Origin of the sequence: Plantibacter flavus (assembly GCF_900177615.1) — a bacterium.
Lineage (GTDB): Bacteria > Actinomycetota > Actinomycetes > Actinomycetales > Microbacteriaceae > Plantibacter > Plantibacter flavus.
Genome location: NZ_FXAP01000003.1, coordinates 282,296 through 304,651 on the forward strand (window position 1 = coordinate 282,296; position 22,356 = coordinate 304,651).

The 22,356-nt window shown below is 69.7% G+C and carries 22 protein-coding genes; 5 read left to right on the top strand and 17 right to left on the bottom strand.

Features of this window, described 5'->3' with window-relative positions:
* Window positions 1-8: 8 nt before the first annotated feature.
* Genes B9Y95_RS11285 through B9Y95_RS11300 form a run of 4 tightly spaced genes read right to left on the bottom strand, consistent with a single transcriptional unit; the run spans window position 9 to window position 3,567 of the window.
* On the bottom strand, window positions 9-425 hold the full coding sequence (locus B9Y95_RS11285; protein WP_085511960.1) for an RbsD/FucU family protein: 417 nt from the start codon (window positions 423-425) through the stop codon (window positions 9-11).
* A 43-nt stretch (window positions 426-468) separates the two neighbouring features.
* Window positions 469-1,332: an amidohydrolase family protein gene (locus tag B9Y95_RS11290; protein ID WP_085511961.1), complete on the bottom strand. Its 864-nt coding sequence runs from the start codon at window positions 1,330-1,332 to the stop codon at window positions 469-471.
* The gene (locus B9Y95_RS11295) at window positions 1,332-2,285 is read right to left on the bottom strand and encodes an aldo/keto reductase (RefSeq protein ID WP_085511962.1); all 954 of its coding nucleotides are present in this window, start codon (window positions 2,283-2,285) and stop codon (window positions 1,332-1,334) included. Before B9Y95_RS11295 ends, B9Y95_RS11290 begins: the two co-directional genes overlap by 1 nt.
* On the bottom strand, window positions 2,278-3,567 hold the full coding sequence (locus B9Y95_RS11300; protein WP_085512195.1) for an L-fuconate dehydratase: 1,290 nt from the start codon (window positions 3,565-3,567) through the stop codon (window positions 2,278-2,280). Before B9Y95_RS11300 ends, B9Y95_RS11295 begins: the two co-directional genes overlap by 8 nt.
* Window positions 3,568-3,747: 180 nt before the next feature.
* On the opposite strand from B9Y95_RS11300, the gene B9Y95_RS11305 reads away from it, so the two are divergent.
* Window positions 3,748-4,650 (top strand): fumarylacetoacetate hydrolase family protein, encoded by a 903-nt coding sequence (locus tag B9Y95_RS11305; protein ID WP_085511963.1) that lies wholly within the window; start codon window positions 3,748-3,750, stop codon window positions 4,648-4,650.
* A complete protein-coding gene (locus B9Y95_RS11310; RefSeq protein ID WP_085511964.1) occupies window positions 4,647-5,417 on the top strand; it encodes an SDR family NAD(P)-dependent oxidoreductase in 771 nt (256 codons plus the stop codon). The genes B9Y95_RS11305 and B9Y95_RS11310 overlap by 4 nt, the downstream gene beginning before the upstream one ends.
* Window positions 5,418-5,622: 205 nt before the next feature.
* On the opposite strand, the gene B9Y95_RS11315 is transcribed toward B9Y95_RS11310, so the two are convergent.
* Complete coding sequence (locus B9Y95_RS11315; protein ID WP_234994085.1) at window positions 5,623-6,279, bottom strand: MarR family winged helix-turn-helix transcriptional regulator; 657 nt, start codon at window positions 6,277-6,279, stop codon at window positions 5,623-5,625.
* A 53-nt stretch (window positions 6,280-6,332) separates the two neighbouring features.
* Here B9Y95_RS11315 and B9Y95_RS11320 point away from each other — a divergent pair, with 53 nt between their 5' ends.
* Complete coding sequence (locus B9Y95_RS11320) at window positions 6,333-7,094, top strand: hypothetical protein (protein ID WP_143736454.1); 762 nt, start codon at window positions 6,333-6,335, stop codon at window positions 7,092-7,094.
* A 394-nt stretch (window positions 7,095-7,488) separates the two neighbouring features.
* On the opposite strand, the gene B9Y95_RS11325 is transcribed toward B9Y95_RS11320, so the two are convergent.
* The 6 genes from B9Y95_RS11325 to B9Y95_RS11350 form a co-directional block, all read right to left on the bottom strand.
* Window positions 7,489-8,667, bottom strand: a complete 1,179-nt coding sequence (locus B9Y95_RS11325) for a glycoside hydrolase family 1 protein (protein WP_085511967.1) — start codon at window positions 8,665-8,667, stop codon at window positions 7,489-7,491.
* Between the two features lie 101 nt (window positions 8,668-8,768).
* Window positions 8,769-10,556 carry an ABC transporter ATP-binding protein gene (locus B9Y95_RS11330; protein ID WP_085511968.1) on the bottom strand — a complete coding sequence of 596 codons (1,788 nt, stop codon included), beginning with the start codon at window positions 10,554-10,556 and terminating at the stop codon, window positions 8,769-8,771.
* On the bottom strand, window positions 10,553-11,473 hold the full coding sequence (locus B9Y95_RS11335; protein ID WP_085511969.1) for an ABC transporter permease: 921 nt from the start codon (window positions 11,471-11,473) through the stop codon (window positions 10,553-10,555). Before B9Y95_RS11335 ends, B9Y95_RS11330 begins: the two co-directional genes overlap by 4 nt.
* Window positions 11,470-12,441 carry an ABC transporter permease gene (locus B9Y95_RS11340; protein ID WP_085512196.1) on the bottom strand — a complete coding sequence of 324 codons (972 nt, stop codon included), beginning with the start codon at window positions 12,439-12,441 and terminating at the stop codon, window positions 11,470-11,472. Before B9Y95_RS11340 ends, B9Y95_RS11335 begins: the two co-directional genes overlap by 4 nt.
* A gap of 8 nt (window positions 12,442-12,449) precedes the next feature.
* Window positions 12,450-14,126 (bottom strand): ABC transporter substrate-binding protein, encoded by a 1,677-nt coding sequence (locus tag B9Y95_RS11345; protein ID WP_085511970.1) that lies wholly within the window; start codon window positions 14,124-14,126, stop codon window positions 12,450-12,452.
* Between the two features lie 153 nt (window positions 14,127-14,279).
* Window positions 14,280-15,401, bottom strand: coding sequence for a LacI family DNA-binding transcriptional regulator (locus B9Y95_RS11350; protein WP_085511971.1), 1,122 nt, complete (start codon window positions 15,399-15,401; stop codon window positions 14,280-14,282).
* Between the two features lie 205 nt (window positions 15,402-15,606).
* Between B9Y95_RS11350 and B9Y95_RS11355 the strand changes: the two genes are divergently transcribed.
* The gene (locus B9Y95_RS11355) at window positions 15,607-16,407 is read left to right on the top strand and encodes an isocitrate lyase/PEP mutase family protein (RefSeq protein ID WP_085511972.1); all 801 of its coding nucleotides are present in this window, start codon (window positions 15,607-15,609) and stop codon (window positions 16,405-16,407) included.
* A 108-nt stretch (window positions 16,408-16,515) separates the two neighbouring features.
* Here the strand turns inward: B9Y95_RS11355 and B9Y95_RS11360 are convergent, their stop codons facing one another.
* Genes B9Y95_RS11360 through B9Y95_RS11385 form a run of 6 tightly spaced genes read right to left on the bottom strand, consistent with a single transcriptional unit; the run spans window position 16,516 to window position 21,724 of the window.
* Complete coding sequence (locus B9Y95_RS11360) at window positions 16,516-17,382, bottom strand: prenyltransferase (RefSeq protein WP_085511973.1); 867 nt, start codon at window positions 17,380-17,382, stop codon at window positions 16,516-16,518.
* Window positions 17,379-17,759 carry a hypothetical protein gene (locus B9Y95_RS11365; RefSeq protein WP_085511974.1) on the bottom strand — a complete coding sequence of 127 codons (381 nt, stop codon included), beginning with the start codon at window positions 17,757-17,759 and terminating at the stop codon, window positions 17,379-17,381. The genes B9Y95_RS11360 and B9Y95_RS11365 overlap by 4 nt, the downstream gene beginning before the upstream one ends.
* Window positions 17,756-18,109: a lycopene cyclase domain-containing protein gene (locus B9Y95_RS11370; RefSeq protein ID WP_085511975.1), complete on the bottom strand. Its 354-nt coding sequence runs from the start codon at window positions 18,107-18,109 to the stop codon at window positions 17,756-17,758. Before B9Y95_RS11370 ends, B9Y95_RS11365 begins: the two co-directional genes overlap by 4 nt.
* A complete protein-coding gene (gene crtI / locus B9Y95_RS11375) occupies window positions 18,109-19,689 on the bottom strand; it encodes a phytoene desaturase family protein (protein WP_085511976.1) in 1,581 nt (526 codons plus the stop codon). Before crtI ends, B9Y95_RS11370 begins: the two co-directional genes overlap by 1 nt.
* Entirely contained in the window at window positions 19,686-20,654 is a 969-nt protein-coding gene (locus B9Y95_RS11380) for a phytoene/squalene synthase family protein (RefSeq protein WP_085511977.1), read from the bottom strand. Before B9Y95_RS11380 ends, crtI begins: the two co-directional genes overlap by 4 nt.
* Window positions 20,651-21,724 (bottom strand): polyprenyl synthetase family protein, encoded by a 1,074-nt coding sequence (locus B9Y95_RS11385; RefSeq protein WP_085511978.1) that lies wholly within the window; start codon window positions 21,722-21,724, stop codon window positions 20,651-20,653. The genes B9Y95_RS11380 and B9Y95_RS11385 overlap by 4 nt, the downstream gene beginning before the upstream one ends.
* 85 nt (window positions 21,725-21,809) lie before the next feature.
* Here B9Y95_RS11385 and idi point away from each other — a divergent pair, with 85 nt between their 5' ends.
* A complete protein-coding gene (idi, locus tag B9Y95_RS11390) occupies window positions 21,810-22,355 on the top strand; it encodes an isopentenyl-diphosphate Delta-isomerase (protein WP_085511979.1) in 546 nt (181 codons plus the stop codon).
* Window position 22,356: the final 1 nt, after the last annotated feature.

Here is a 22,356-nt window from a genome sequence, read left to right on the forward strand (position 1 = left end):
CGGGCGGGTCAGGCGCCCGGGAGCACGAGCCCCTTCCGCAGGGTGACGTTCCCGTACTTCCTGGTCTCGCCCGTGCGGATGATGAGGAACGCCGTGGCGGCCTCGTCGTAGTAGGCGAACCGGTCGACGAAGCGCACGGCGTCCTCGGTCGTGCCGGCGGCGGCGATGAGTTCACGCTGGACATCGAGCACCGTACCGTCGGCACTCGTCATGAGGTCGAGCACGGGCTCGTCGTCGAGCGGGATCACCGTGCGCACCGCTCGGAGGACCTCCGGTGTCGACAGTGTCGGCAGCACGACGACGCGTTCGCCGAGCCGGGCGGCCGGGAAGTGCGCGTCGGCGATCACCACCGCGTCCGAATGTCCCATCGCGTCCAGGTGCAGCAGCAGTTCGCCGCTCAGCACCGGGTCGATCCCTGTCAGCATGGTGACCTCCTCGTCATGGTTCCGTGTCCATCCGTCTGCCCGATCATGTCAGTCCGTCGACGCCGACCGGCCCGCGGGGGTCGAGCCGGTAGACGCGCGTCGCCGTCCCGCCACGCAGTGCATCGCGTTCCGCCGGCGACAACTCGTCGACGAGACCGGACAGCTCGTGCCAGACCGCACCGTACCCGCCGCTCGTGACGGTCATCGGCCAGTCGCCGCCGAGCATCAACCGCTCGGGCCCGAAGCAGGCGAGTGCGGTGTCCCAGGCCCGACGCACGTCGGCCGCCATGAACGGCCGACCGGCTCGATTGAGGCCCGACACCTTGGCGACCACGTTCGGTGACGCCGCCGCCGCGGCCAGCTCGGTCGCCCATCGTTCGAACGCCTCATCGTCGCGCGGCGGCTTCGCGAGGTGGTCGACGACGACCGTCAGCCCCTCCTCCAGCCGCGCGAGTTCCGTGGCGTCGCGGAGCAGGCGAGGGAAGGCGTTCGGGAGGTCGAGCGGAAACCCCCGGTCCGCGAGGACCGCCGCCAACCGGCGCGCGGGTGCCGCCAGGAGCAGGCCGTCCCGGGGATCGTCGTGCAACAGCTGACGAACGCCGCGGAACCGTGGATGCACACCCCAACGGTCGAGCAGGGCCTCGGCCCGCTTCGCATCGTCGATCGGCACCCAGCCGACGACGCCGGCCACCCAACTGAAAGCGTCCGATGCACTGAGCATGGACATCGTGTCGAGCTCGGTGTCGTCGGCCTGGACGAGGACCGCCGCATCGACACCGGCCGCCTGCAGCTCTGCGGCCGCACGCTCCGGCGTGAAGTCCTCGCGAAGCGCCTCGTCGGCCGAAGCGAGCCAGTGATACCCGTCGGCGCGATTCCAGAGATGGAGGTGCGCGTCGATCGTCCGCATCAGCCGAGCAGCCCTCTGGTGCGCAGCTCCGTCCAGAAGGTCTCGGGGATCGGCGCCTCGAAGCGCTCCACGTTCTGGATCATCTGCTCCGGCCGCGAGGCACCGACCGCGACCGTCCGCACGGCGGGGTGGCGGAGCGGGAACTGGAGGGCGGCTGCGGGCAGTTCGACCTCGAACCGACGGCAGATCTCGGCGATGTCGACGGCGCGGTCGAAGACCTCCGGCGGGACGGCACCGTACTCGTAGCGTCCGTCGCGGTCGGGGACGGCGCGGGCCAGCAGGCCGGAGTTGAACACCGAGGCGGCGACCACACCGACGCCGTGTTCCAGGCAGGCGGGCAGCACCTCCTCGCCCGCTGGCTGCTCGGCGAGCGTGTACCGACCGGCGATCATGATGAGATCGGTCAGGCCCGTGCGCACCGCAGCGAGGAGTGCGGCGACGTCCATCGACCCGATCCCGACCGCCCCGACGAGTCCTTCGTCGCGGAGGGCGGCGAGCGCCGGGATCCCCTCGGAGATCCCGGACTCCGGATCGTTGCGTTCCGGGTCGTGGAGGTAGAGCACGTCGACGTGGTCGAGTCCGAGTCGTTCGAGGGACTCGTCGAGCGAACGCCGCACGCCGGCCTCGCTCGCGTCCCACTCGCGCCGCAACGTCGCGGGGACGACGAAGTCGTTGTCGGTATCGAGCGCACCCTCCCCCGCGGGGTTCGGCACGAGGAGGCGGCCGACCTTGGTGGACAGGACGTACTCGTCGCGGGGCTTCGTCCGCAGGAAGGCGCCGAGCCGACGCTCGGAGAGACCGAGGCCGTAGTGCGGAGCGGTGTCGTAGAAGCGGACGCCGTGTTCCCAGGCCGCATCGAGGATCGCCCAGGCCTCCTCATCGCTGAGCTCGCGGTAGAGGTTGCCGAGGTTGGCGGCGCCGTACGCGAGCCGCGGGACGAGCAGGTCAGGCACCGGCGCCCCGGAAGGTGAATTCGGCGATCGACGTCGCGAGCATCTCCGAACCGCCGCCGGGGGCGACCGGCGCGCGGTACCGGCCGGCGACGATCTCGACGGGCTCGACGAAGTGCTCGTGCAGGTGGTCGACGAATTCGATCATGCGTCCATCCTCGCTCCCGGACACGGCGATGAAGTCGAACATCGAGAGGTGCTGCACCGCTTCGCACAGCCCGACGCCACCGGCGTGCGGGCAGACCGGGACACCGAACTTCGCGGCCAGGAGGAGGATCGTGATGTTCTCGTTCACGCCGGCGACCCGCGTGGAGTCGATCTGGAGCACCTGGAGGGCGTCGGCCTGCAGGAACTGCTTGAACATGATGCGGTTGGCCATGTGCTCGCCGGTCGCGACCGGGATCGGGGCGACGCCGCGCGCGATCGCCGCGTGGCCGAGGATGTCGTCGGGGCTCGTCGGCTCCTCGATCCAGGCGATGTCGTAGGGGGCGAGTCGCGACATCCAGTCGATCGCCTCCGCGACGTCCCAACGCTGGTTGGCGTCGACGGCGATCCGGATGTCGGGTCCCACGGCGTTCCGGGCGATGGCGAGGCGACGGACGTCGTCTTCCACGTGACCGCCGACCTTGAGTTTGACCTGCGTGAATCCGTCCGCGACCGCTTCGCGACACAGACGGTCGAGCTTCTCGTCGGAGTAGCCGAGCCACCCGGGCGTGGTCGTGTAGGCGGGGTACCCGGCTGCGAGCAGGGCCTCGATCCTGGCCTCCCGTCCCGGTTCCGCGCGTCGGAGGATCGTGAGGGCGTCGTCCGGGGTGAGGACGTCGCTCAGGTAGCGGAAGTCGACGAGCTCGACGAGCTCCTCCGGCGTCATCGTGGCGAGCAGTCGCCAGAGCGGCAGGCCGGCACGTTTGGCCTTGAGATCCCAGAGCGCGTTGACGACGGCGCCGATCGCCATGTGCATGACGCCCTTCTCGGGGCCGAGCCACCGGAGCTGGGAGTCGTAGACGAGTTCGCGCCAGAAGGCTCCGAGGGCGTCGAGCACGGGCTCGACCTCGCGACCGAGGAGGTGCTCCCGGAGCGCGGTGATCGCTGCGACCTCGACGTCGTTGCCGCGTCCGATCGTGAAGACGAAGCCGTGGCCCTCGTGGCCGTCGTCCGCGTCCGTCACGAGCCGCAGGTAGGCGGCCGAGTAGTCGGGGTCGGGGTTCATGGCGTCCGAGCCGTCGAGGGTGGTCGAGGTCGGGAACCGGACGTCGTGCGTCTCGAATCCGATGATGGTACTCACGTCGGCATGCTCCTTCGGGCTGGTGCCACCGAGCTTAGACATCCGATGTCTGGGCTGTCAATGCGCTCAGTTCAGACGAAATCGTCTGTTGCGACGGCCGGATCGGGCGGTAGAGTTCAGACGTTATCGGCTACGAAGCCGGGTCCGAACGCGGGCACCGGCGGAACCGGAAGGACCAGCATGCGCTTCGCCAGACTCGGCCCCGTGGACAGGGAGACCCCCGTCGTGTTCGCGGGCGACACCGCCTACGACCTCCGATCGATCACCCCCGACATCGACGGAGCATTCCTCGCCGGCGGCGGCATCGCCCGCGTTCGCGCCGCCCTCGAGTCGGGTGCCCTCCCAGTCCTCGACGGCGCCGACGACCTCCGGATCGGCGCTCCGATCGCCAGGCCGAGCGCGGTCGTCTGCATCGGGATGAACTACGCGGCGCATGCAGCGGAGTCGGGATCCGCTCCCCCCGAGATCCCGATCATGTTCCTGAAGACGCCCAACACGGTCGTCGGCCCGAACGACGACGTCCGCATCCCGCGAGGCAGCACCAAGACCGACTGGGAGGTCGAACTCGGCGTCGTCATCGGCGAGCGCACCTCCTACCTCGACAGCCCTGATGACGCCCTCGGCCGCATCGCCGGCTTCGTCACCGCGAACGACGTGTCGGAGCGCGACTTCCAGATGGCGGCGAGTGGCGGGCAGTGGTCGAAGGGCAAGTGCGCTCCGGGCTTCAATCCGACCGGCCCCTGGCTCGTGACGCCGGACGAGGTCGACGCCGGCGCCCTGCGACTTCGCAGCTGGGTCAACGGCGAACCGCGCCAGGACTCGAGCACGGCCGACCTCATCTTCGACGTCGCCACCGTCATCTGGCACCTGAGCCAGTACCTGCAGCTCGAACCAGGCGACCTCGTCCTGACCGGCACACCCGAGGGCGTCGCACTCTCCGGCCGCTTCCCCTACCTGGCACCGGGCGACGTCTGCGAAGTCGAGATCGAGGGCCTCGGCCGCCAGCGACAGCGGTTCGTCGACCCGGTCCCTGGAATCGCGCCAGCTGCCAAGCCGGCCGAGGCACTCGGAGCCCGCGCATGAGCACCGCAGACACCGGCGAGTTCGACGGGCTCGTCGCGATCGTCACCGGCGGCGCTTCGGGGATCGGCGCCGCCATCGTCGAACGCCTCGCCGCCGATGGCGCGAGCGTCGCAATCCTCGATCTGAACCCATCGCCCGACGAGGACTCCGCCACCCGCCTGTCGGTGCGGGCGAACGTCGCCGACGACGCGTCGGTCCGTGCTGCGATCGAAGCCGTCGTCGCACGGTTCGGCCGCCTCGACATCGTCGTGAACAACGCCGGTATCGGCGCACAGGGGACCGTCGAGTCGAACGACGACGACGAGTGGCACCGCGTCTTCGATATCAACGTCGTCGGCATGGCTCGCGTGACGCGCGCGGCCCTCCCACACCTGCGCGAGTCGCCGTCGGCCGCGATCGTGAACACCGCGTCGATCGCCGCGACGGCGGGACTCCCCCAGCGCGCGCTCTACACGGCGACGAAGGGGGCCGTGCTGTCCTTGACGCGCGCGATGGCCGCCGACCACCTGCGCGAGGGCATCCGGGTCAACTGCGTGAACCCGGGTACGGCCGACACCCCGTGGGTCGGCCGGCTGCTCGACAGCGCCGCCGACCCGGCCGCAGAACGCGCCGCGCTCGAGGCACGTCAGCCGCATGGCCGACTCGTCGCCGCGACCGAGGTCGCCGGCGCCGTCGCCTACCTGGCGAGCCCGCGATCAGGCTCGACGACCGGCACCTCGATCGCCGTCGACGGCGGGATGCAGGAGCTCCGCCTCCGCCCCGAGTAGCCCGACGCCGACGCGGGCTCGCGCCGTCTCGCCCGCTGTCAGGCTCCCTAACTCAGGAGCTCCCCGGCGTGTCGGCTGCAGTAGCGGCCCGGGAGGCGCACCGCGCCGCACGCGTCCTGAGTTGGGGTGCGACGACGATGGCGGGTGGCGCTGACGTCAGGGCTGTCGGGCCGTCGACGCAGGAGACACACGGTCCGCGGGCGAGCTACCGGTCGGTGTCGGGGCGAGGCCACGCGGCGACGAAGCGCTCGAGGTACGCCGCGAACTGCGCCGCCTCCTCAGGAGTGAACCCCGAGAGCGCGGTCGTGACCGCGTCGCGTCGACCCCGGTGCGCCTCCTGCAGGACCGCGCGGCCGGCGGCGCTCAGCTGCACCACGCTGCGTCGACCGTCGTTCGGGTCGACGGCGCGAGCGACCTCGCCGCGCTTCGTCGCCTCGGCGACGAGTCTGCTCGCCCGCGGCTGGTCGACGCCGATCGACTCCGCGAGCGCACTGATCCCCATACCATCGGCCGCCTCGTCACGAGCGAGCGCGTCCAGCATCCGGAACCGAGCCGCCTGGGCGATCGCCTGCTCGCGCGGGTGACGGGCGCCACCGCCGGGACCCCAGGGCCCGCCGAAGCCGGGTCCGAAGCCCGGACCGCGCCCGCGCCCACGTTCGTCATCAGCGCCGCCGTCGGCGTCATGCCGATGACCGCCCCCGTGCTCATCGTGGTGGTGATGACCGGGCCCACCGCGCCCACCGCGTCCGCCGAAGCGACGGCCTGACTGGTCCCGCCGGATCTGGACGAGGGCCTGCTCGACCATCTCCACCGGGTCGGTTGCTGTGGGTTCGCTGGGCTGCTCTTGACGATCATCGGACATACATGTCATTATACATTTACATGTAACAGAGCATGCAAATAAGGAGACCACCCATGAACACCCCAATGACTTCCCCGGAGCAGTCCACCACCCAGTCCGCCGAGCGCCCGCTCGACTTCTGGCTCCGCACCGTCGACCACGCGATCAAGCACTCGATGCACGAGGCGCTCGCCGAGGACGGCCTCGGTCGCCGCAGCTGGCGCACGCTCGAGCTCATCGCCTCCGGCGCCGCGAGCGTCGACGAGATCGACGCCGCGCTCCCGCCACACCGCCGCGGACCGCGCGGCCCCGAACGGTTCGGCCGCCGCGGCGGGTTCGGCCCCGGTCGCGGCTTCGGTCGCCCCGAGCGCACCGCCGAGACGACGGCGGACACCGCACCCGAAGAGCGTCCGAGCGACCACGAGCACGGCCACCCCGCTCACGACCGGGCCTTCGGGCGCGGCCGCGAGTTCGGTCGCGGCTTCGGTCGTGATCACCGATCCGGCGGCGCACCGTTCGGCCCTGGCCACGGCCACCACCGCGGCCCTCGTCGCTCGACCGCGGACATCGTCATCGACTTCGCCGCACGCGGCTGGGTCATCGTCGACGCCGACGGCATCACCCTGACCGACACCGGTCGCGAGGCGCACGACGCGCTCCGCACCAAGGTCGACGCCGTCCGCCAGACCGTCGCCGACGCCGTCTCGCCCGAGGACCTCGCGACGACGCTCGCCAGCCTCGAGAGCATTGCCCGAGCCTTCGGCCAGGACGAGCACACAGCGCACGAGCACGGCCCGCGTGGTCGCTTCGGTCGCGGCCCACGCAGCGAGCGCTGACCGGCCGCCGGCGTCTTCCGCCCATGCGGACCCCAGCCGACCACCATGCACAGAGCCCCGGGCAGCAATCGCTGCCCGGGGCTCTCTCCGTTCGACCCACCGCCCCTATCTCAGGACTCCGACGCGTGTCGCCACCCACACGAGCCCGACACACCGGACATCTCCTGAGTTGGGGACGAACGGACCACACCCGACCCCGGCGCCCCTATCTCAGGACTCCGACGCGTGTCGCCACCCACACCAGCCCGACACACCGGACATCTCCTGAGTGAGGGACGAACGGACCACACCCGACCCCGGCGCCCCTATCTCAGGACTCCGACGCGTGTCGCCACCCACACCAGCCCGACACACCGGACGTCTCCTGAATGAGGGACGACACTGGGGGCTTCCGCTACTCCGTGAGGCCGTTCGCCTTCGCGACGTTCCCGAGCCACGCGAGGCTCGGCTTCGGCGTGCGTACGAAGGTCTCGCGGTCGACGGCGATGAGGCCGAAGGTCGGCCGGAAGCCACTCGCCCACTCGTAGTTGTCGAGCGCACTCCAGTGGAGGTAGCCCTCGAGCTGAATCCCGTCCTGGATGCAGGCGTGCAGCTCGCGCAGAGCGCCGTCCGTGTAGTCGATCCGGCGGGTGTCGTCCGAGGTCGCGATGCCGTTCTCGGTGATCATGATCGGCACCCCGCCCGACAGCTCCCAGGCGCTCCGCATACCCTCGGCGGCGGCCGGCGGGTAGAACTCCCAACCGGTGAGCGTCGTCTCGACACCGTCCTCGACGGGCAGCGGACCCTTCGGCCCGATGAACGTGCGCGTGTACGCCTGGACGCCGAGGAAGTCGTCGCCGGCGGACTGCTCAAGGTACCAGTCGTCACGCGGGTAGCCGTACTCGCGCAGCATCTCGTCGGAGCCCGGCTCACCGTTCGACCGGAACGCCTGCGTCGCGATGGTCCAGCCGGACTTCAGGCCGGACACCTGCGAGAGCACCTCCCGCGAACGCTTGTGGGACTCGAGGAGGGCGTCCGCTACGAACAGGTCAGGGTTCGGCAGGCCGTACGCGACGAGGTTGGCCGCGTCCTCACCACCGGCGAGCATCGCGGCGATGTTCGGCTCGTTGATGGTGCAGACGTGTTCGACGCCCTCGCCGACGATCGGCAGGGTCAGCTCGGTGTACCGCGCGAAGAGGTCGGCGGCGTCCTTCGCCCGCCAGAACCCGTCGCGCTCGAACCAGCGCGGCACCGTGAAGTGCATGAGCGTGACGACCGGGTTGAGTCCCAGCTCGTGCGCGGTGTCGACCATGCGACGGTAGTGGTCGACCTCGGCACGCGAGACGATGCCGCGCTCCGGTTCGATCCGGGCCCACTCGATGCTGAACCGGTAGGTGTTGAGCCCGGCGTCGGCGAGCAACTGCATGTCCTCGCGGTAGCGGTGGTAGCTGTCCATCGCGTCGCCCGAGGGCTCGACGATGTTCGTCCCGGCTTCGTGCTCGTGCACCCACCAGTTGCTGTTGATGTTGTTGCCCTCGATCTGGTGGGCAGCGGTGGCGGCGCCCCAGAGGAAGCCGTCGGGGAAGGTCAGCACGGGTTGTTGCTCCTGTTCGTCGTGCGATTCGTTCGCCCCTGTTTGGGCGAACGAGCGTGCGCTCGCCCAAGGATGGGCGAACGGACGCGAGGGGGTCCGCGTCAGCGCTTGGCGCGGGCCGGGTTGGGGACGGCGTCGAGCAGCTGGATCGTGTACGGATCCTGCGGGTGCTGCAGGACGTGCGCGGTCTCGCCACGTTCGACGACGCGACCCTGGTTGAGGACCATGATGTTGTCGGTCACGAGTCGTGCCGACAACAGGTCGTGCGTGATGTAGAGCATCGAGACGCCCCACTGCTCGCGCAGGTCCTCGAGCAGTGCGAGCACACCGGCACGCAGCGACACGTCGAGCATCGACACGGGCTCGTCGGCGATGAGCACCTGCGGGTCGCTCGCGAGCGCCCGGGCGATCACGACGCGCTGCCGCTGTCCACCGGAGAGCTGGTGGGGCAGCTTCGCCGCGAACTGCTCGACGGGCGAGAGACCCACCGTCTCGAGGAGTTCGAGCACGCGCTTGCGGACGGCGTCGCCCTTCAGGCCGGTGAAGTTCACCACCGGACGGGTGAGCGTGTACTCGACCGTGTGCAGCGGGTTGAGGGCCGCGTACGGGTCCTGGAAGATCATCTGCACGTTCTTGTGCAGATTGCGGATGCCCTTGCGGTTGAGCTGGGCGACGTCGAGGTCGCCGAAGCGGACGGCGCCGGAGGTCGGCTTCTCGATGCCCGTGATGAGCTTCGCGATGGTCGACTTGCCGGAGCCCGAGGCCCCGACGAGCGCGAGCGACTGACCGGGTTCGAGCGTGAACGACACGTCGTCGACGGCCGTCACCGCGGACTCACCGCGACGCGGCGGCGGGTAGACCTTCGAGACGGCGTCGACGATGACCGCCGACTCCGCCGAACGACCGGCTCTGGCAGCAACGGTCCCTGAGCCCGTCGAAGGGCCCGCCTCGGAGCTCGCGCTCGTCGCGGTCGGGACGCTCGTCGTCGTGCCGGACACCGGAGCAGTGCCCCGGTTCGCCCGCGAGGGGAAGCCGGGCAGCTCGACGACCGCGGCGCGCGGGTCGGCGTAGTGACTGAGCAGCATCCGCGTGTACGGATCCTGCGGACGCTCGAGGATGTCGCGACTCGGGGCGTCCTCGACGATGCGGCCCTCGTGCATGACCAGCACGCGCTGCGTCGCCTCGAGCACGACACCGAGGTCGTGGCTGATGAGGATGGCGGTGAACCCCTCGGCCTGCTGCAGCTCGGTGATCGTGTCCATGATCGCGTGCTGCACCAGGACGTCGAGCGCGGTGGTCGGCTCGTCGAACACCATGAGGCGAGGCTCGAGCGACAGGGCCAGCGCGATGGACACGCGCTGGCGCATGCCACCGGAGAGCTCGCCGGGGAAGCGCGCGAGCACCTGTGGCGTCAGCCCGACCTTGCCGACCAGCTCGGCCATCCGGGCGTCCCAGCGGTCGCGGGAGACGTGGCCGTGCGCCTTGAAGATGTCGACGAAGTGGTTGCGGATCGTGCGGACCGGGTTGAGTGCGTTCATGCCCGACTGCAGCACCATGGCGAACCCGCCCTGCCGCTGCTCGCGGAGCGCCTCGTCGCCGAGCTCGCGGATGTCCTTGCCACCGAAGAGGATCTGCCCGCCGTTGATGCGGGCCGGCGGCTTCTGCAAGCGGGTGGCCGCGAAGCCGAGCGTCGACTTCCCGGAGCCGGACTCGCCGACGAGCCCGATGAACTCACCGGCACCGACGGAGAACGACACGTGGTCGACCGCCTGGACCGGCGCGGCGCCGACTGACTCGTAGACGACGGACAGGTCGCGGACCTCGAGGAGCGCTCCGGTCCCGGCTGCCGGCGCGGATGCGCTCTCGGCCTGGAGGTTGACGGCGTTCATCGTGACTTCCCTTCACGGAGGCGCGGGTTGCTGATCGCGTCGACACCGAAGTTGATGAGGGTGAGGCTCATCGCGAGGAGCGCGATGCAGAGACCGGGGGCGAAGAGGAGGATCCATTGACCGGTGAGCAGGGCGTTGGAGTTCTGCGCCCAGTAGAGGATGGTGCCCCAGCTGACGATCGACGAGTCGCCGAGGCCGAGGAACTCGAGGCCGGCCTCCGCGAGGATCGCACTCGTCGCGGCGCCGAAGAAGCCACCGGCGATGAGGGACGTCATGTTCGGCAGGATCTCGTTGAACACGATGCGGAACGGTCGGTCGCCGGAGAAGCGAGCGGCGGTCACGAAGTCACGCGAACGCAGCGACTGCGTCTGGCTGCGGAGCACACGGGCACCCCACGCCCACCCGGTGATCACGATGACCGCGACGATCATCACGAGCCCTCCGTTCTGGAGGTACGCGGCGATGACGATCATGAGCGGCAGGCCGGGCACAACGAGGAACAGGTTGACGATGAAGTTCACGACCTCGGCGCCGAAGCCCTTGATGTAACCCCAGCTGAGGCCGATCAGGACCGCGACGATCGTCGACAGGATGCCGGCGATGAACCCGACCGTGACGCTGATCTGCGAACCGTAGATCAGCTGGCTGAGGACGTCCTCGCCCGCCGCCGTCGTCCCGAACCAGTGCTCGGGGCTCGAGTCGGCGTTCCGAGGGAACCCGTCCTGGCTCGCGCCGTACGGTGCGAGCACCGGGGCGAAGATCGCGACGAGGATGAAGAACGCGAGGATGATGAGCCCGAGGCGGGACTTCCAGTTGGCCCAGAGCGTCGCCGCCGATCGACCGATGAAGGCGAACCTCCTCGGCGGACGCACGGCCTGGTCGGACTGCAGTGTCTTGACGTGCTGTGTGGTGGTCATCGGCGGGTCCTTGGGTCGAGTACGCCGTACAGGATGTCGACGAGGAAGTTGGCGATGAGCACGCTCACGGTGATGAGCAGGAAGAGCGCCTGCATGAGGGGGTAGTCCTGTCCGATCACCGCGTTGAACAGGAGGAATCCGATGCCCGGGTACCCGAAGACCTGCTCCACGAGGATCGAGCCGCCGACCACACCGCCGAGCGCGAGCCCGAAGCCGGTGAGGTTCGGGAGGATCGCGTTGCGGGCCGCGTACTTGATGGCGACCGTGCGACCACGGAGACCGTTCGCCTCGGCGAAGGTCACGTAGTCGTCACCGAGGGTGTTGATCATCGCGTTGCGCATGCCGATGATCCAGCCACCGAGGCTCGTCACGAGGATCGTCAGCGCCGGCAGCACCGCGTGGTACGCGACGTCGACGATGAAGTCCCAGGTGAAGGCCGGTGAAGCCGTCGGACCGAAGGCACCCGAGGTCGGGAACCAGTGGAGGACGTAGCCGGCGAAGAACAGCAGGAGCAGCGCGGTCCAGAAGTACGGGAACGTGCTGGCGAACGTGCCGCTCAGCGTCGGCAGGGCGTCGAGCCAGGTGTTCCGCCGCCAGGCCGCGAGCACACCGATGAGGGTGCCGAGGATGAAGGCGACGATCGTCACGATCCCGAGCAGGATGATCGTGTACGGGAACGCCTGCCAGATGAGCTCACCGACCGACTGCGGGAAGAAGGTGTACGAGACCCCGAAGTCGAGCGTGACGACCTGGTGGAGGTACGTGACGTACTGCTCCCAGAGGTTGCCGCCGGGGACACCGAGTTGAGCCTCGATCGCCGCCCGCGTGGCCGCGGAGACCGGGCCGTTCTGCGCGAGCTTCGCGATCGCGGCGTCGGTCGGGGAGCCGGGCATGAGCCGCGGCAGGAGGAAGTTCAGCGTGACCGCCGCCCACAGGGTGAGGACGAAGAGGCCGAGTTTGCGCACCATGTACACGGTCACTCACCGTCCTTCCGGAGCTTGAGGTGCGTGAACACGAGGAGCGGGGTCTGGTCGTAGGTCTGCAGCGGCGCGTAGGGGTTGTCCGCATCGGGCCAGCCGGTGAACTTCTTGTCGTTGTAGAGGCCCCAGAGTCCGCCGTAGTACATGCCGATGACCGGGAAGTCGCTGTAGACGATCTGCTGCATCTGGTGGCTCAGCCCCAGGCGAGTGGCCTCGTCGGTCGTCTCCTTGTACTGGGCGAGCAGCTGGTCCATCTGCGGGTTGCGGTAGCGACCGAAGTTGCTGGACGTCGTCTCGCCGATCGGCTTCGCGAACTCGCTGTTGAAGCTGTTGTTGAAGCCCTGGAACATGATGCCGTTGCCCATGCCACCCATGGCGACCTCGAAGGCACCGCTCTGGATCGCTTGCTGGTACCCCGGCGGCTGCGGCTGCTTGATCTGCACGTCGATGCCGAGGGCGCCGAGCTCCTTGCGGACCTCCTGGACCGCACGGAGCCAGTCCGCGTAACCGTTGGCGGTCGTGATCGAGAAGCTGAACTGCTTGCCCGCCGCGTCGACGAGCTTGCCGCCCTGCTGGGTGTACCCGGCGGCCGCGAAGGCCTCGAGGGCGCCGGCGGTGTCCTGCGTGATCATGCCCTGGTTCGGCAGGGTCGGGTCGAGCTCGTCCTCCTGGTTGGGGAGCATGAGACTCGACTGGCCGGCTGCACCGAGGTAGCCCTCGGTCGCTGCGTCGGCGATCTTGTCGCGGTCGAGCGCCAGGGCGATGCCGCGACGGACGTCGACGTTGTCGAACGGGGCGACGTCCATGTTGGGCACGAGCCCGATCACGCCTCCCGGCGGGAACCAGAACTTGTTGTGGTCGTTGGCCGCACCCCAGGTGCCTTCGACGTTCGACAGGAACGAGTAGGCCCAGTCGAAGCCCTTCGTGACGATGTCGAGTTCGCCGGTGGCCGCGGGGATCACGAGGTGGTTGACCTCGATCTTGTCGGCCTGCCAGTACGTCTCGTTCTTGTCCATCGTGTACTGCTGCGAGGTGTAGTTGCCGAGGACGTAGGGGCCGGTGCCGACCGGGTTCGGGTTCCGCCAGGTGTCGGGGCTCTTGACGTCCTTCCAGATGTGCTCCGGGACGATGAGCGTCTGCGAGACGATGTCGGCCGCGGGGGCGTCGTCGTCGAGCAGGTGCATGATGACGTGCTGGCCCTGCACCTCGATCGTGTCGATGTGCTGCCAGGCGCCCTTCTGGTCGAGCGTCGGGTACTGCTTGATGAGGTCGAAGGTGAACTTGACGTCCTCAGGGGTGAAGGCCTCGCCGTCGGACCAGGTGGCGCCGTCGCGGATCGTGTAGTCGATCGTGCGGGCGTCCGGGAGGTCGACCTTCTCGGCGAGCCACGGCGTCTCCTTGCCGTCGAGCACGTTGATGATCACGAGCGGCTCGTAGATGTAGCTCGAGGCCGAGCGCTTGTTCACGAGGTAGGGGTTGAAGTTCCGCTCGAGCATCGGGGTGCCCTTGTCGGAGGCCAGCAGCATCGTGTCGGCGGGGATCGAGGGATCCGGCTCGCTCTTGATCTGGATGCTGCAGCCGGAGACGAGCAGGGCCGCCGCGGCGATCATCGCCGCTGCTCCGAGTCGTCTGCGCCTGCGGACCTTGGTCCGCTCGTGCGTCGTGTGCGTCATCGCCACCGTCCTTGCTGAAGTCTGTACCGGTTGAGTGTAAGCGCATACATTGCCCGACGCAACCCGTGTTGGATTTCCCTAACTCAGGAAGGCCTCGGCGTGTCCGCAAACGTACTCGCGCCCCACGGGGCGACACGCCGCACACGTCCTGAGTTAGGGCAGGGACACGGCGACGCTCGACTCGGAGCTCTCGCGGAGGACGACCTCGACGGGGAGCCGGACGGACATCGCGGGCAGCTTCGGCTCGGCGAGGCGACGGGCGAGCGCCTGCACGGAGACCCGGCCGAGCGTCTCCATCGGCTGCCGGACCGTCGTGAGCCGCGGAGCGGACAAGCGGCCGGCGTCGATGCCGTCGAATCCGGTGACGATGAGCTCCTCCGGGACCGCGACCCCCGCGATCCTGGCGGCGTCGATCACGCCGAGCGCCATCTGGTCGTTGGCGCACACGACGGCCCGCGGCAGCCCGTCGCGTCGGAACAGCTCCCGACCGACCCGTCGCCCACCCTCCCGCGTGAAGTCGCCGCGGAGGGTCGGCTCCTCCGGGGCCTCAAGCGACCGGTCTGCGAGGGCCGCGCGGAACCCGCTCCAGCGCTCCGCGTCATCGGGCGAGCCGAGGCTTCCCGCCACGTACTCGAGCTCTCGAGCGCCGAGGTCGTCGATGAGGTGCGCCGTGAGCGTGCGCATCCCCTCCGCATTGCTCACGGAGACGTGGTCGAGGTCGTCGCCGCGCCGGGGCCCAGCCATCACGACGATCGGGACGTGGCGCGACAGGCGCGCCAGCTCCTCCTCGCTGGTGCTCCCGGCCAGCACCATGAGGCCGTCCACCCGCCCCGCCATGTCGCGCACGGTCTGCGTCGCCGTGGATCCGCGGCCGACACCGACGAGCAGCGCGAACCCGCTCCGCCAGGACTCCAGCTCGCAGCCGCGCAGCACCTCGTCGAAGTAGAGGTTGAGCGTCCGCGTGTCGGTCCGCTCCGGGATGTCGCGGACGATGCGCGCTCCCCCGGCCGCCGCCTCGTCACCCTCGAGGGCGATGTCCCCGAGGTCGTCCATCGCGTCGAGCCCCTGGAAGAACAGGCCGATGACGCCGGTGCGGCGCGCGGCGAGTCCTCGTGCGGCTCCACTCGGGACGTACCCGAGTTCACCGACCGAGGCGAGCACGCGGTCTCGCGTGGCCGGCTTCACGTCGTCGGGGCGGCTGAGCACCCGCGAGACCGTCGCGATGGAGACGCCGGCGTGGTGCGCGACGTCGTAGACCGTCGGCGGTTTCGTCATGGGAACGCCTTCCTTCGGCCACCAATGATACGCACGGCATCCTGCCCGCCCGTTCCACCGGCGGCGGGGGATGGCGCACGGAGCGCCCTCGTCTTGCGTCACGGGAGCGGCCCACACGAGCCGGGAACCGCAGCCAACCCGAACGTTCCCTGAATTCTCGACGCTTGTCGGCTGGGCGGCCGACGTCCGCTGACAGACTGCGGACATGACTGATCAGCATGCCAAAGCCGTCCTCCTCAACTCCCTCCACGAGCCGGGTTCCCCGCTCATCGTCACCAACGTCTGGGACGCCATCACCGCGAAGGTCGTCTCCGAAGCCCCCGGCGTCGTCGCCCTCGCCTCGGCGAGCCACTCGGTGTCGAACGTGCGCGGGCTCGAAGACGGCGGCGGCCTCGACGTCGACGAGGCGATCGCCGCCGCGAAGATCATCGTGGGCGCCGTGGACCTGCCGGTGACGATCGACTTCGAGAAGGGCTACGCCTCAGACGCGGCCGGGGTTCGTGAGAACGTCCGCCGCCTCATCGTCGAGTCGGGTGCCGTCGGCATCAACCTCGAGGACTCCGTCGGCGCCGCGAAGGCCCCGCAGTTCCCGATCGAGGAGGCCGCGGCCCGCGTCGCCGCCGCTCGCGCCGGAGCCGAGGACGCGGGCATCCCGCTCGTCATCAACGCCCGGGTCGACACCCTCGCCGGCGACCCCGAGGCGTGGGACGAGGCCGTCGCGCGCGCCAACGCCTACCTCGAGGCCGGTGCGGACGTCGTCTTCTTCCTCGGACTCGGTACGGAGGAGCTCGTCGCCGAGGCGATCGAGCAGGTGCACGGACGCATCTCCGTCATCGGCTACCCCGGCGCGGTCCCGCTCAAGCGCCTGGCCGAACTCGGCGTCTCACGTGTCAGCTTCGGCCCCGGCACGCTCGGCCTGACCCTCGCCGCCCTCCAGCGCGCGGCGACCGGCCTCACCGAGCTCGGCGAGTACCCCGAGGACCTCGGCTTCTCCTTCGAGCTCTGAGCCCGACCCCCTCCCTAACTCAGGACGCGCCCGGTGTGTCGCGCCGCTCCCGCCTGCGGGACTGGCGACGCGCCGCCGTGTTCCTGAGTTAGGGAGAGGAAACAGGGGTCAGGACGTCAGGAACCAGTACCAGATGATGAGCATCGTGACGAGGAAGCCCGTCAGGAAGTTGAGGCGGAGGAACCGCTTCCAGCCCGCGTTGGCCCGCTCGGCGTCCTCCTCGCGGAGGTTCCAGAACGGCAACACACTCGCGGCGTAGGGCAGCGCGAGCAGGCCCGCCAGCGGGATGGGCCACGGGGTCACGAGCATCAGCGCACCGCCGGCCAGGTAGGCGGCGAAGGCGAACCGGACGGTCGCCGCCGCACCGATGACCGTCGCGATCGAGCCGATCCCGCCCTCCCGGTCGGCGATGATGTCCTGCACCGCACCGAAGGCGTGGCTGGCGATCCCCCAGAGGAAGTAGCCGACGAGCAGCGCCCAGAGCGCGGGGGTGAAGACCGCGCCGGCGAGGACGAGGCCGTAGACCGCCGGGCTCACGAAGTGCGTGCTCGAGGTGAGCGAGTCGATGAACGGTCGCTCCTTGAACCGCAGGCCGGGCGCGCTGTACGCGATGAGCGCGAACACGCTGATCGCGAGGACGAGCCACGACAGCGGCGACCCGATGACGACGAGGTAGGCGAGGAACGGGACGTTCGTCACGATCGCCGCGAAGATCGTCAACCGGTGCATCCGGCGGTCCAGGACCGCGCCCTCGACGCCGCCCTTGCGCGGGTTCCGCAGGTCGGACTCGTAGTCGAAGACGTCGTTGATGCCGTACATCGCGAGGTTGTACGGGATGAGGAAGTACAGCGTCCCGAGCCAGAACGTGAGGTCGAGCTCGCGCGTGGTCAGCAGGTATGCCGCTGCGAACGGGTAGGCGGTGTTGATCCACGACAGCGGTCGGGAGGACAGCACGAGCTGGCCGAGTCGGTTCATGCCGGGTCCTCCTGGGACGGGGATGGGGAGACGGGAGCTGGGGTCCGACGCTCGAGGAGCACCCAGAGCGACGGGAGCAGGACGGCCGCGGCGATGGCGTAGGCGAAGTCCTCGAGCGGCGCGATGCCGATGAAGGCGCCGGAGATCAGTTCCGGGTCGTAGCCGACGAGTCCGATGCCGATCATGATGTTGTCGAACAGCGCGGTCATGAGCAGGAGGACGACGAGCCCACCGCCCACCGCGAGCAGCCAGGTGCCCGCCGTCAGACCGGCGGAGCGCGATCCGCTCGCACGGCGTCGATCGAGCCGCACGACCGCGAGCAGGGCGACGACCGCCACGACGGCGAGGAACCATGCATTGAGGGCCCAGTAGGTCATCGTCCGCTCACCTCGGCGGCGCCGGTCCCGCGGCGGGACACGCGGCCGAGCGTGTGTCGCGCCGCACCGAACAGGTTCATCGTGAGGTAGCAGAGCAGCGTCAGGAAGAAGACCTCCTCGATCGGCAGCTCGGGCGCGACCTGCAGCCCGGTCATGAACGAGGTCTCACCACGGAAGAAGATGCCGGTGCCGATACCGAGCAGATCCCACACGAGGAAGAACACGACGCCGATCGGCAGGATGATCGCGGCCCGCCGTCGGTCGGCCCAGAAGAACAGCCGGAACCGCCGGTCGAGCATGACCATCCCGGTGATCGAGACGAGCAGCGCCAGCAGGTACAGCAGACCCATCAGCCGGTCGCCTCGGCGCGAGCGCGCAACGGCTCCGCCATCGGGCCGGTGGTGATGTCGCCGCGCATGCGCTTCACGACGAGCTCGGCGCTGATGAGGCACATCGGCAGGCCGATGCCCGGGATGGTCGAGCCACCCGTGTAGAACAGGCCGTCGACCTGCTTGCTGACATTGCCGCTCCGGAACATCGCGCTCTGCGAGAGGATGTGCGCCGGCCCGAGGGCGGTGCCCTTCCAGACGTTGAGGTCGGTCGCGAAGTCGGCCGGTCCGACGTCGCGACGCACCACGATGCGCTCGGCGAGGTCGGGGACGCCGGCCCACTCGGCGATCTGCGCGATGGCGGCGTCGCCGATCTCCGCGACCCGGGCGTCTCCACCGCCACCGATGGACGGATCGGCCGGGACCGGCACCAGGATGAACAGGTTCTCGTGGCCGTCGGGTGCGACGCCCGCATCGGTCGCGCTCGGGCGGCAGACGTACAGCGACGCGGGGTCGGGCACGCTCGTCTCCTCACCGAAGATGCGACCGAAGTTGTCGCGCCAGTCGGCCGTGAAGAACAGGCTGTGGTGCAGGAGTTCCGGGAGCTCGCCGCGGACGCCGAGCATGACGAGCACGGCTCCGGGACCGGCGGTGCGCTTCTCCCAGTACTCGGCCGGGTAGGTCTGGAGTTCGCGGGGCAGCAGCGTCGTCTCGGTGTGGTGCAGGTCGGCGGCGGACACGACGCGGTCGGCGCGGAGCAACTGCCGACGACCGTCGGCGTCGAGGTAGTTGACGCCGTCGACCCTGGCGCGGCGGCCGGCGGGCATCGTGGTGATGCCGGTGACCTCGGCGCCCGTGATGATCTCCACACCCTCGGCGTGGGCGAGCTCGGCGATCGTCTCGATGATCCGCGAGAAGCCGCCCTGCGGGTAGAGCACGCCGTCCTCGAGGTCGAGGTAGCTCATGAGGTGGTACATGCTCGGCGCCTCGAAGGGCGAGGAGCCGAGGAACACGGCCGGGTAGCCGAGGATCTGCTGCAACCGGACGTCGGAGACGGTGCGCGCGGCCAGCGTGTCGAGGTCCTCCGTGAGGAGCTTCGCGAGCTTCGGCATCCGGGCGAGGACCTCACGGCTCGCGAGCGTCCGGTACGACTCGAACGTCGTGTACAGGAAGCTCCGGATGGCGATCTCGTACGTCTCCTTCGCGCTGCGGAGGTATTCGTCCATCTTCGCGCCGGCACCGGGCTCGACCGACTCGAACAGGGCGAGGTTGCCGGCCCGGTCGGCGGCGAGGTCGAGGTGCCCGTCGCGGCCCTCCGAGTAGACGCGGTAGGCCGGGTCGAGTCGCCCGAGGTCGAGCTGCTCGGCGGCGGAGGTGCCGAGGAGCCGGTAGAAGTGGTCGAAGACCTCCGGCATGAGGTACCAGCTCGGGCCGGTGTCGAAGGTGAAGCCGTCCTGCTCCCAGGTGCCGGCACGGCCGCCGAGCACATCGCGTCGTTCGAGCAGCGTGACCCGCTGGCCGTCGCGGGCGAGCAGGGCTGCGGTGGCGAGACCGCTGATACCGCCGCCGATGACGACGGTCCGGTTGTGGGAGGTGGTCATGACTGCGAACTCTCGTCGATCGTCGGGATGGAGGCGGTGGTGCCGGTCGTGGCCGGTGTGCGACCGGCGAGCGCGCCCGCGGCGATGCGGAGCTTGACCGGGTCGGGCACCCGGACACGCGTGCGGACGAGCGCCGAGGCCGGCGTCGTCCGGATGCGTCGGGCGAGTTCGGAGAAGAGCTCCTGGGCGAGGGCGACCGCGCGACGGCTCGACTTCGGCAGCCGCCCGAGGACCGCTGCCGAGCGGTCGAGATCGGCTTCGATGTCGTCGAGCAGGCTGTGCTTCTGCGCCTCGGTGAGCTCGTCGACGGCGACCCCGGGGAAGTAGCTGCGTCCGAGCTCGTCGTGGTCGGCCGAGAGGTCGCGGAGGAAGTTGACCTTCTGGAAGGCGGCACCGAGACTCCTGGCGCCGACGACGAACGCGGCGCGCTGGGCGTCGTCGACGTCGTGGCCGCGCAGGAAGATCCGCAGGCACATGAGCCCGACGACTTCGGCGGAGCCGTACACGTAGTCGCGGAACGTCTCGGGGGTGTGGACGGTGCGCGAGAGGTCCGCGCGCATGGACGCGAAGAACGGACGGGTGAGGTCGGTCTCGATCCCCGCCGACCGCGCCGAGATGGCGAAAGCGTGGACGACGAGGTTGCTGCTGTACCCCGTCTCCATCGCGTCCTCGGTGTCCTGCTCGAGGGCGTCGAGCATGCGGAGGACCCGCTCGGGGTCGAGCCCGGCTGCCGCGGCCACGCCGTCGACGATCTCGTCGGCGATACGGACGAGCGCGTACACGTTCTCGACGTCCTGGCGGATGTCGCCACCCAGCAGCCTGGCCGCCAGTCCGAAGGACGTGGAGTACCGACGGATGACGATGCTGGCGGTCTCCTGCGCGACCCGGTCGTAGAGCTGTCGTGCGTCGCCGACCGCCGAGGCGTCGTCGGCCGGTCGCCCGGTCCCGTCCCCTGCTGCGGTCATCGCGACCGCTCGAGCACGGTGGCGACGATGGGGCGGAGCTCGTCGCGGAGCTGCGCCGGGATGCTCGGCGAGGCCAGCTGCTCCCAGGCGCGGTTGGCGTAGTCACCGGCGAGCAGGGTCGCATGCTGGCGGGCGCCTGTCGTCGTGAGGACCTCGCGCAGGACGGCGGCACCCTCCTCGTCGAGGTCCGGGTCGCCGAAGAGGTGCTCGACGGCGTGCCACTCGGGCTGCTCCGCCGCGAACGCCACCATGACCGTCAACTTGCCCTCGCGGAGGTCGCCGATGGTCGTCTTGCCGGTCGTCTTCGAGTCGCCGAAGACGCCGAGGACGTCGTCGATGATCTGGTAGGCGATACCGATCTGTTGCCCGAACGCTCCGAGTGCGTCGATCGTCGCCTCTGGAGCACCGGCCAGGACGCCGCCCGACTGCAGGGGCGCCTCGAACGAGTAGTACGCGGTCTTCAGGCGCTCCATGCGGATGATGTCGTCGACCGTCGGGACGACGCCGCCGACCGTGAAGTCGACGTCGGCGAGCTCTCCGGCCGCCGAGGCGGAGATGGCGTCGTCGAGGATCTCGCGCAGGCGGGTGCGGACCGCGTCGGCGCTCCCGGCGCGGTCGATCAGGCGGTAGGACGCGGACAGGGCGAGGTCGCCGGCGATGACGGCGACGGACATGCCGCGGTGCTCGGCGAGCGGTAGCGGGATGCCCGCGGTCTGCGCGATGTCGCGGTAGCTGCCGGAGACGTTGGGGCTGCCGCGCCTGACGAAGTCGCGGTCGATCACGTCGTCGTGGACGATCAGCGCGGTGTGCAGGAGTTCGTAGGCGGCGGCGACGTGAGCCGCGGCGACGATGTCCGTTCCACCCAGCGCCTCGTAGGCCGTCATGACCATCCGTGGGCGGAACCGCTTGCCGCCGGCCATGCTGCGCTCGATGGTCTCCCAGAGCCGCAGGTAGCCGGCACCGCCGAACGACACCGCCTGCGTCTTCGCCAGTTCGAGGAAACGCTCGAGGGCATCCTCGACCTGATGCTGTTGTCGATAGGGCGCGTCGACGACGTGGTGGGTCTCCATATCACGAGGCTACTTCACGGAGCGGCGAGATTAGTACGCTAGCTGTCCATTCGCGTTCACCCCGATCGTCGGGGAGAATGGACACATGTCGGTACCCGAAGAACTCGTCGTCCTGCTCGCCGAGGACGGCACCCGCATCGGCACCACGCCGAAGGCGACCGTCCACACGCTGGAGACGCCACTCCACCTCGCGTTCTCCTGCCACGTCATCGGGCCCGACGGTCGCATCCTCGTGACCCGGCGCGCGCTCTCGAAGCTCACGTGGCCGGGCGTCTGGACGAACTCGTTCTGCGGACACCCCGGTCCGGACGAGGACAGCGTGGACGCCGTGCTGCGTCGGGCGAGTGCCGAGCTGGGCCTGCCGATCTCCGCGCCGGAACTGGTGCTGCCCGACTTCCGGTATCGCGCGGTCGACGCCTCGGGTGTGGTCGAGTACGAGATCTGTCCGGTCTACGTCGCCTACACGGACGCGACGCCCGAGCCGAATCCCGACGAGGTCATGGAGTGGGCCTGGGCCGAGCCCGAATCGCTCCGCGCGTCGGTCGAGCAGGCGCCCTTCGCGTTCAGCCCGTGGCTGACGCTCCAGCTGCCGCTCGTCGTCCCGCTGCTCGCGGAGTCCGCAGCCCGCTGAG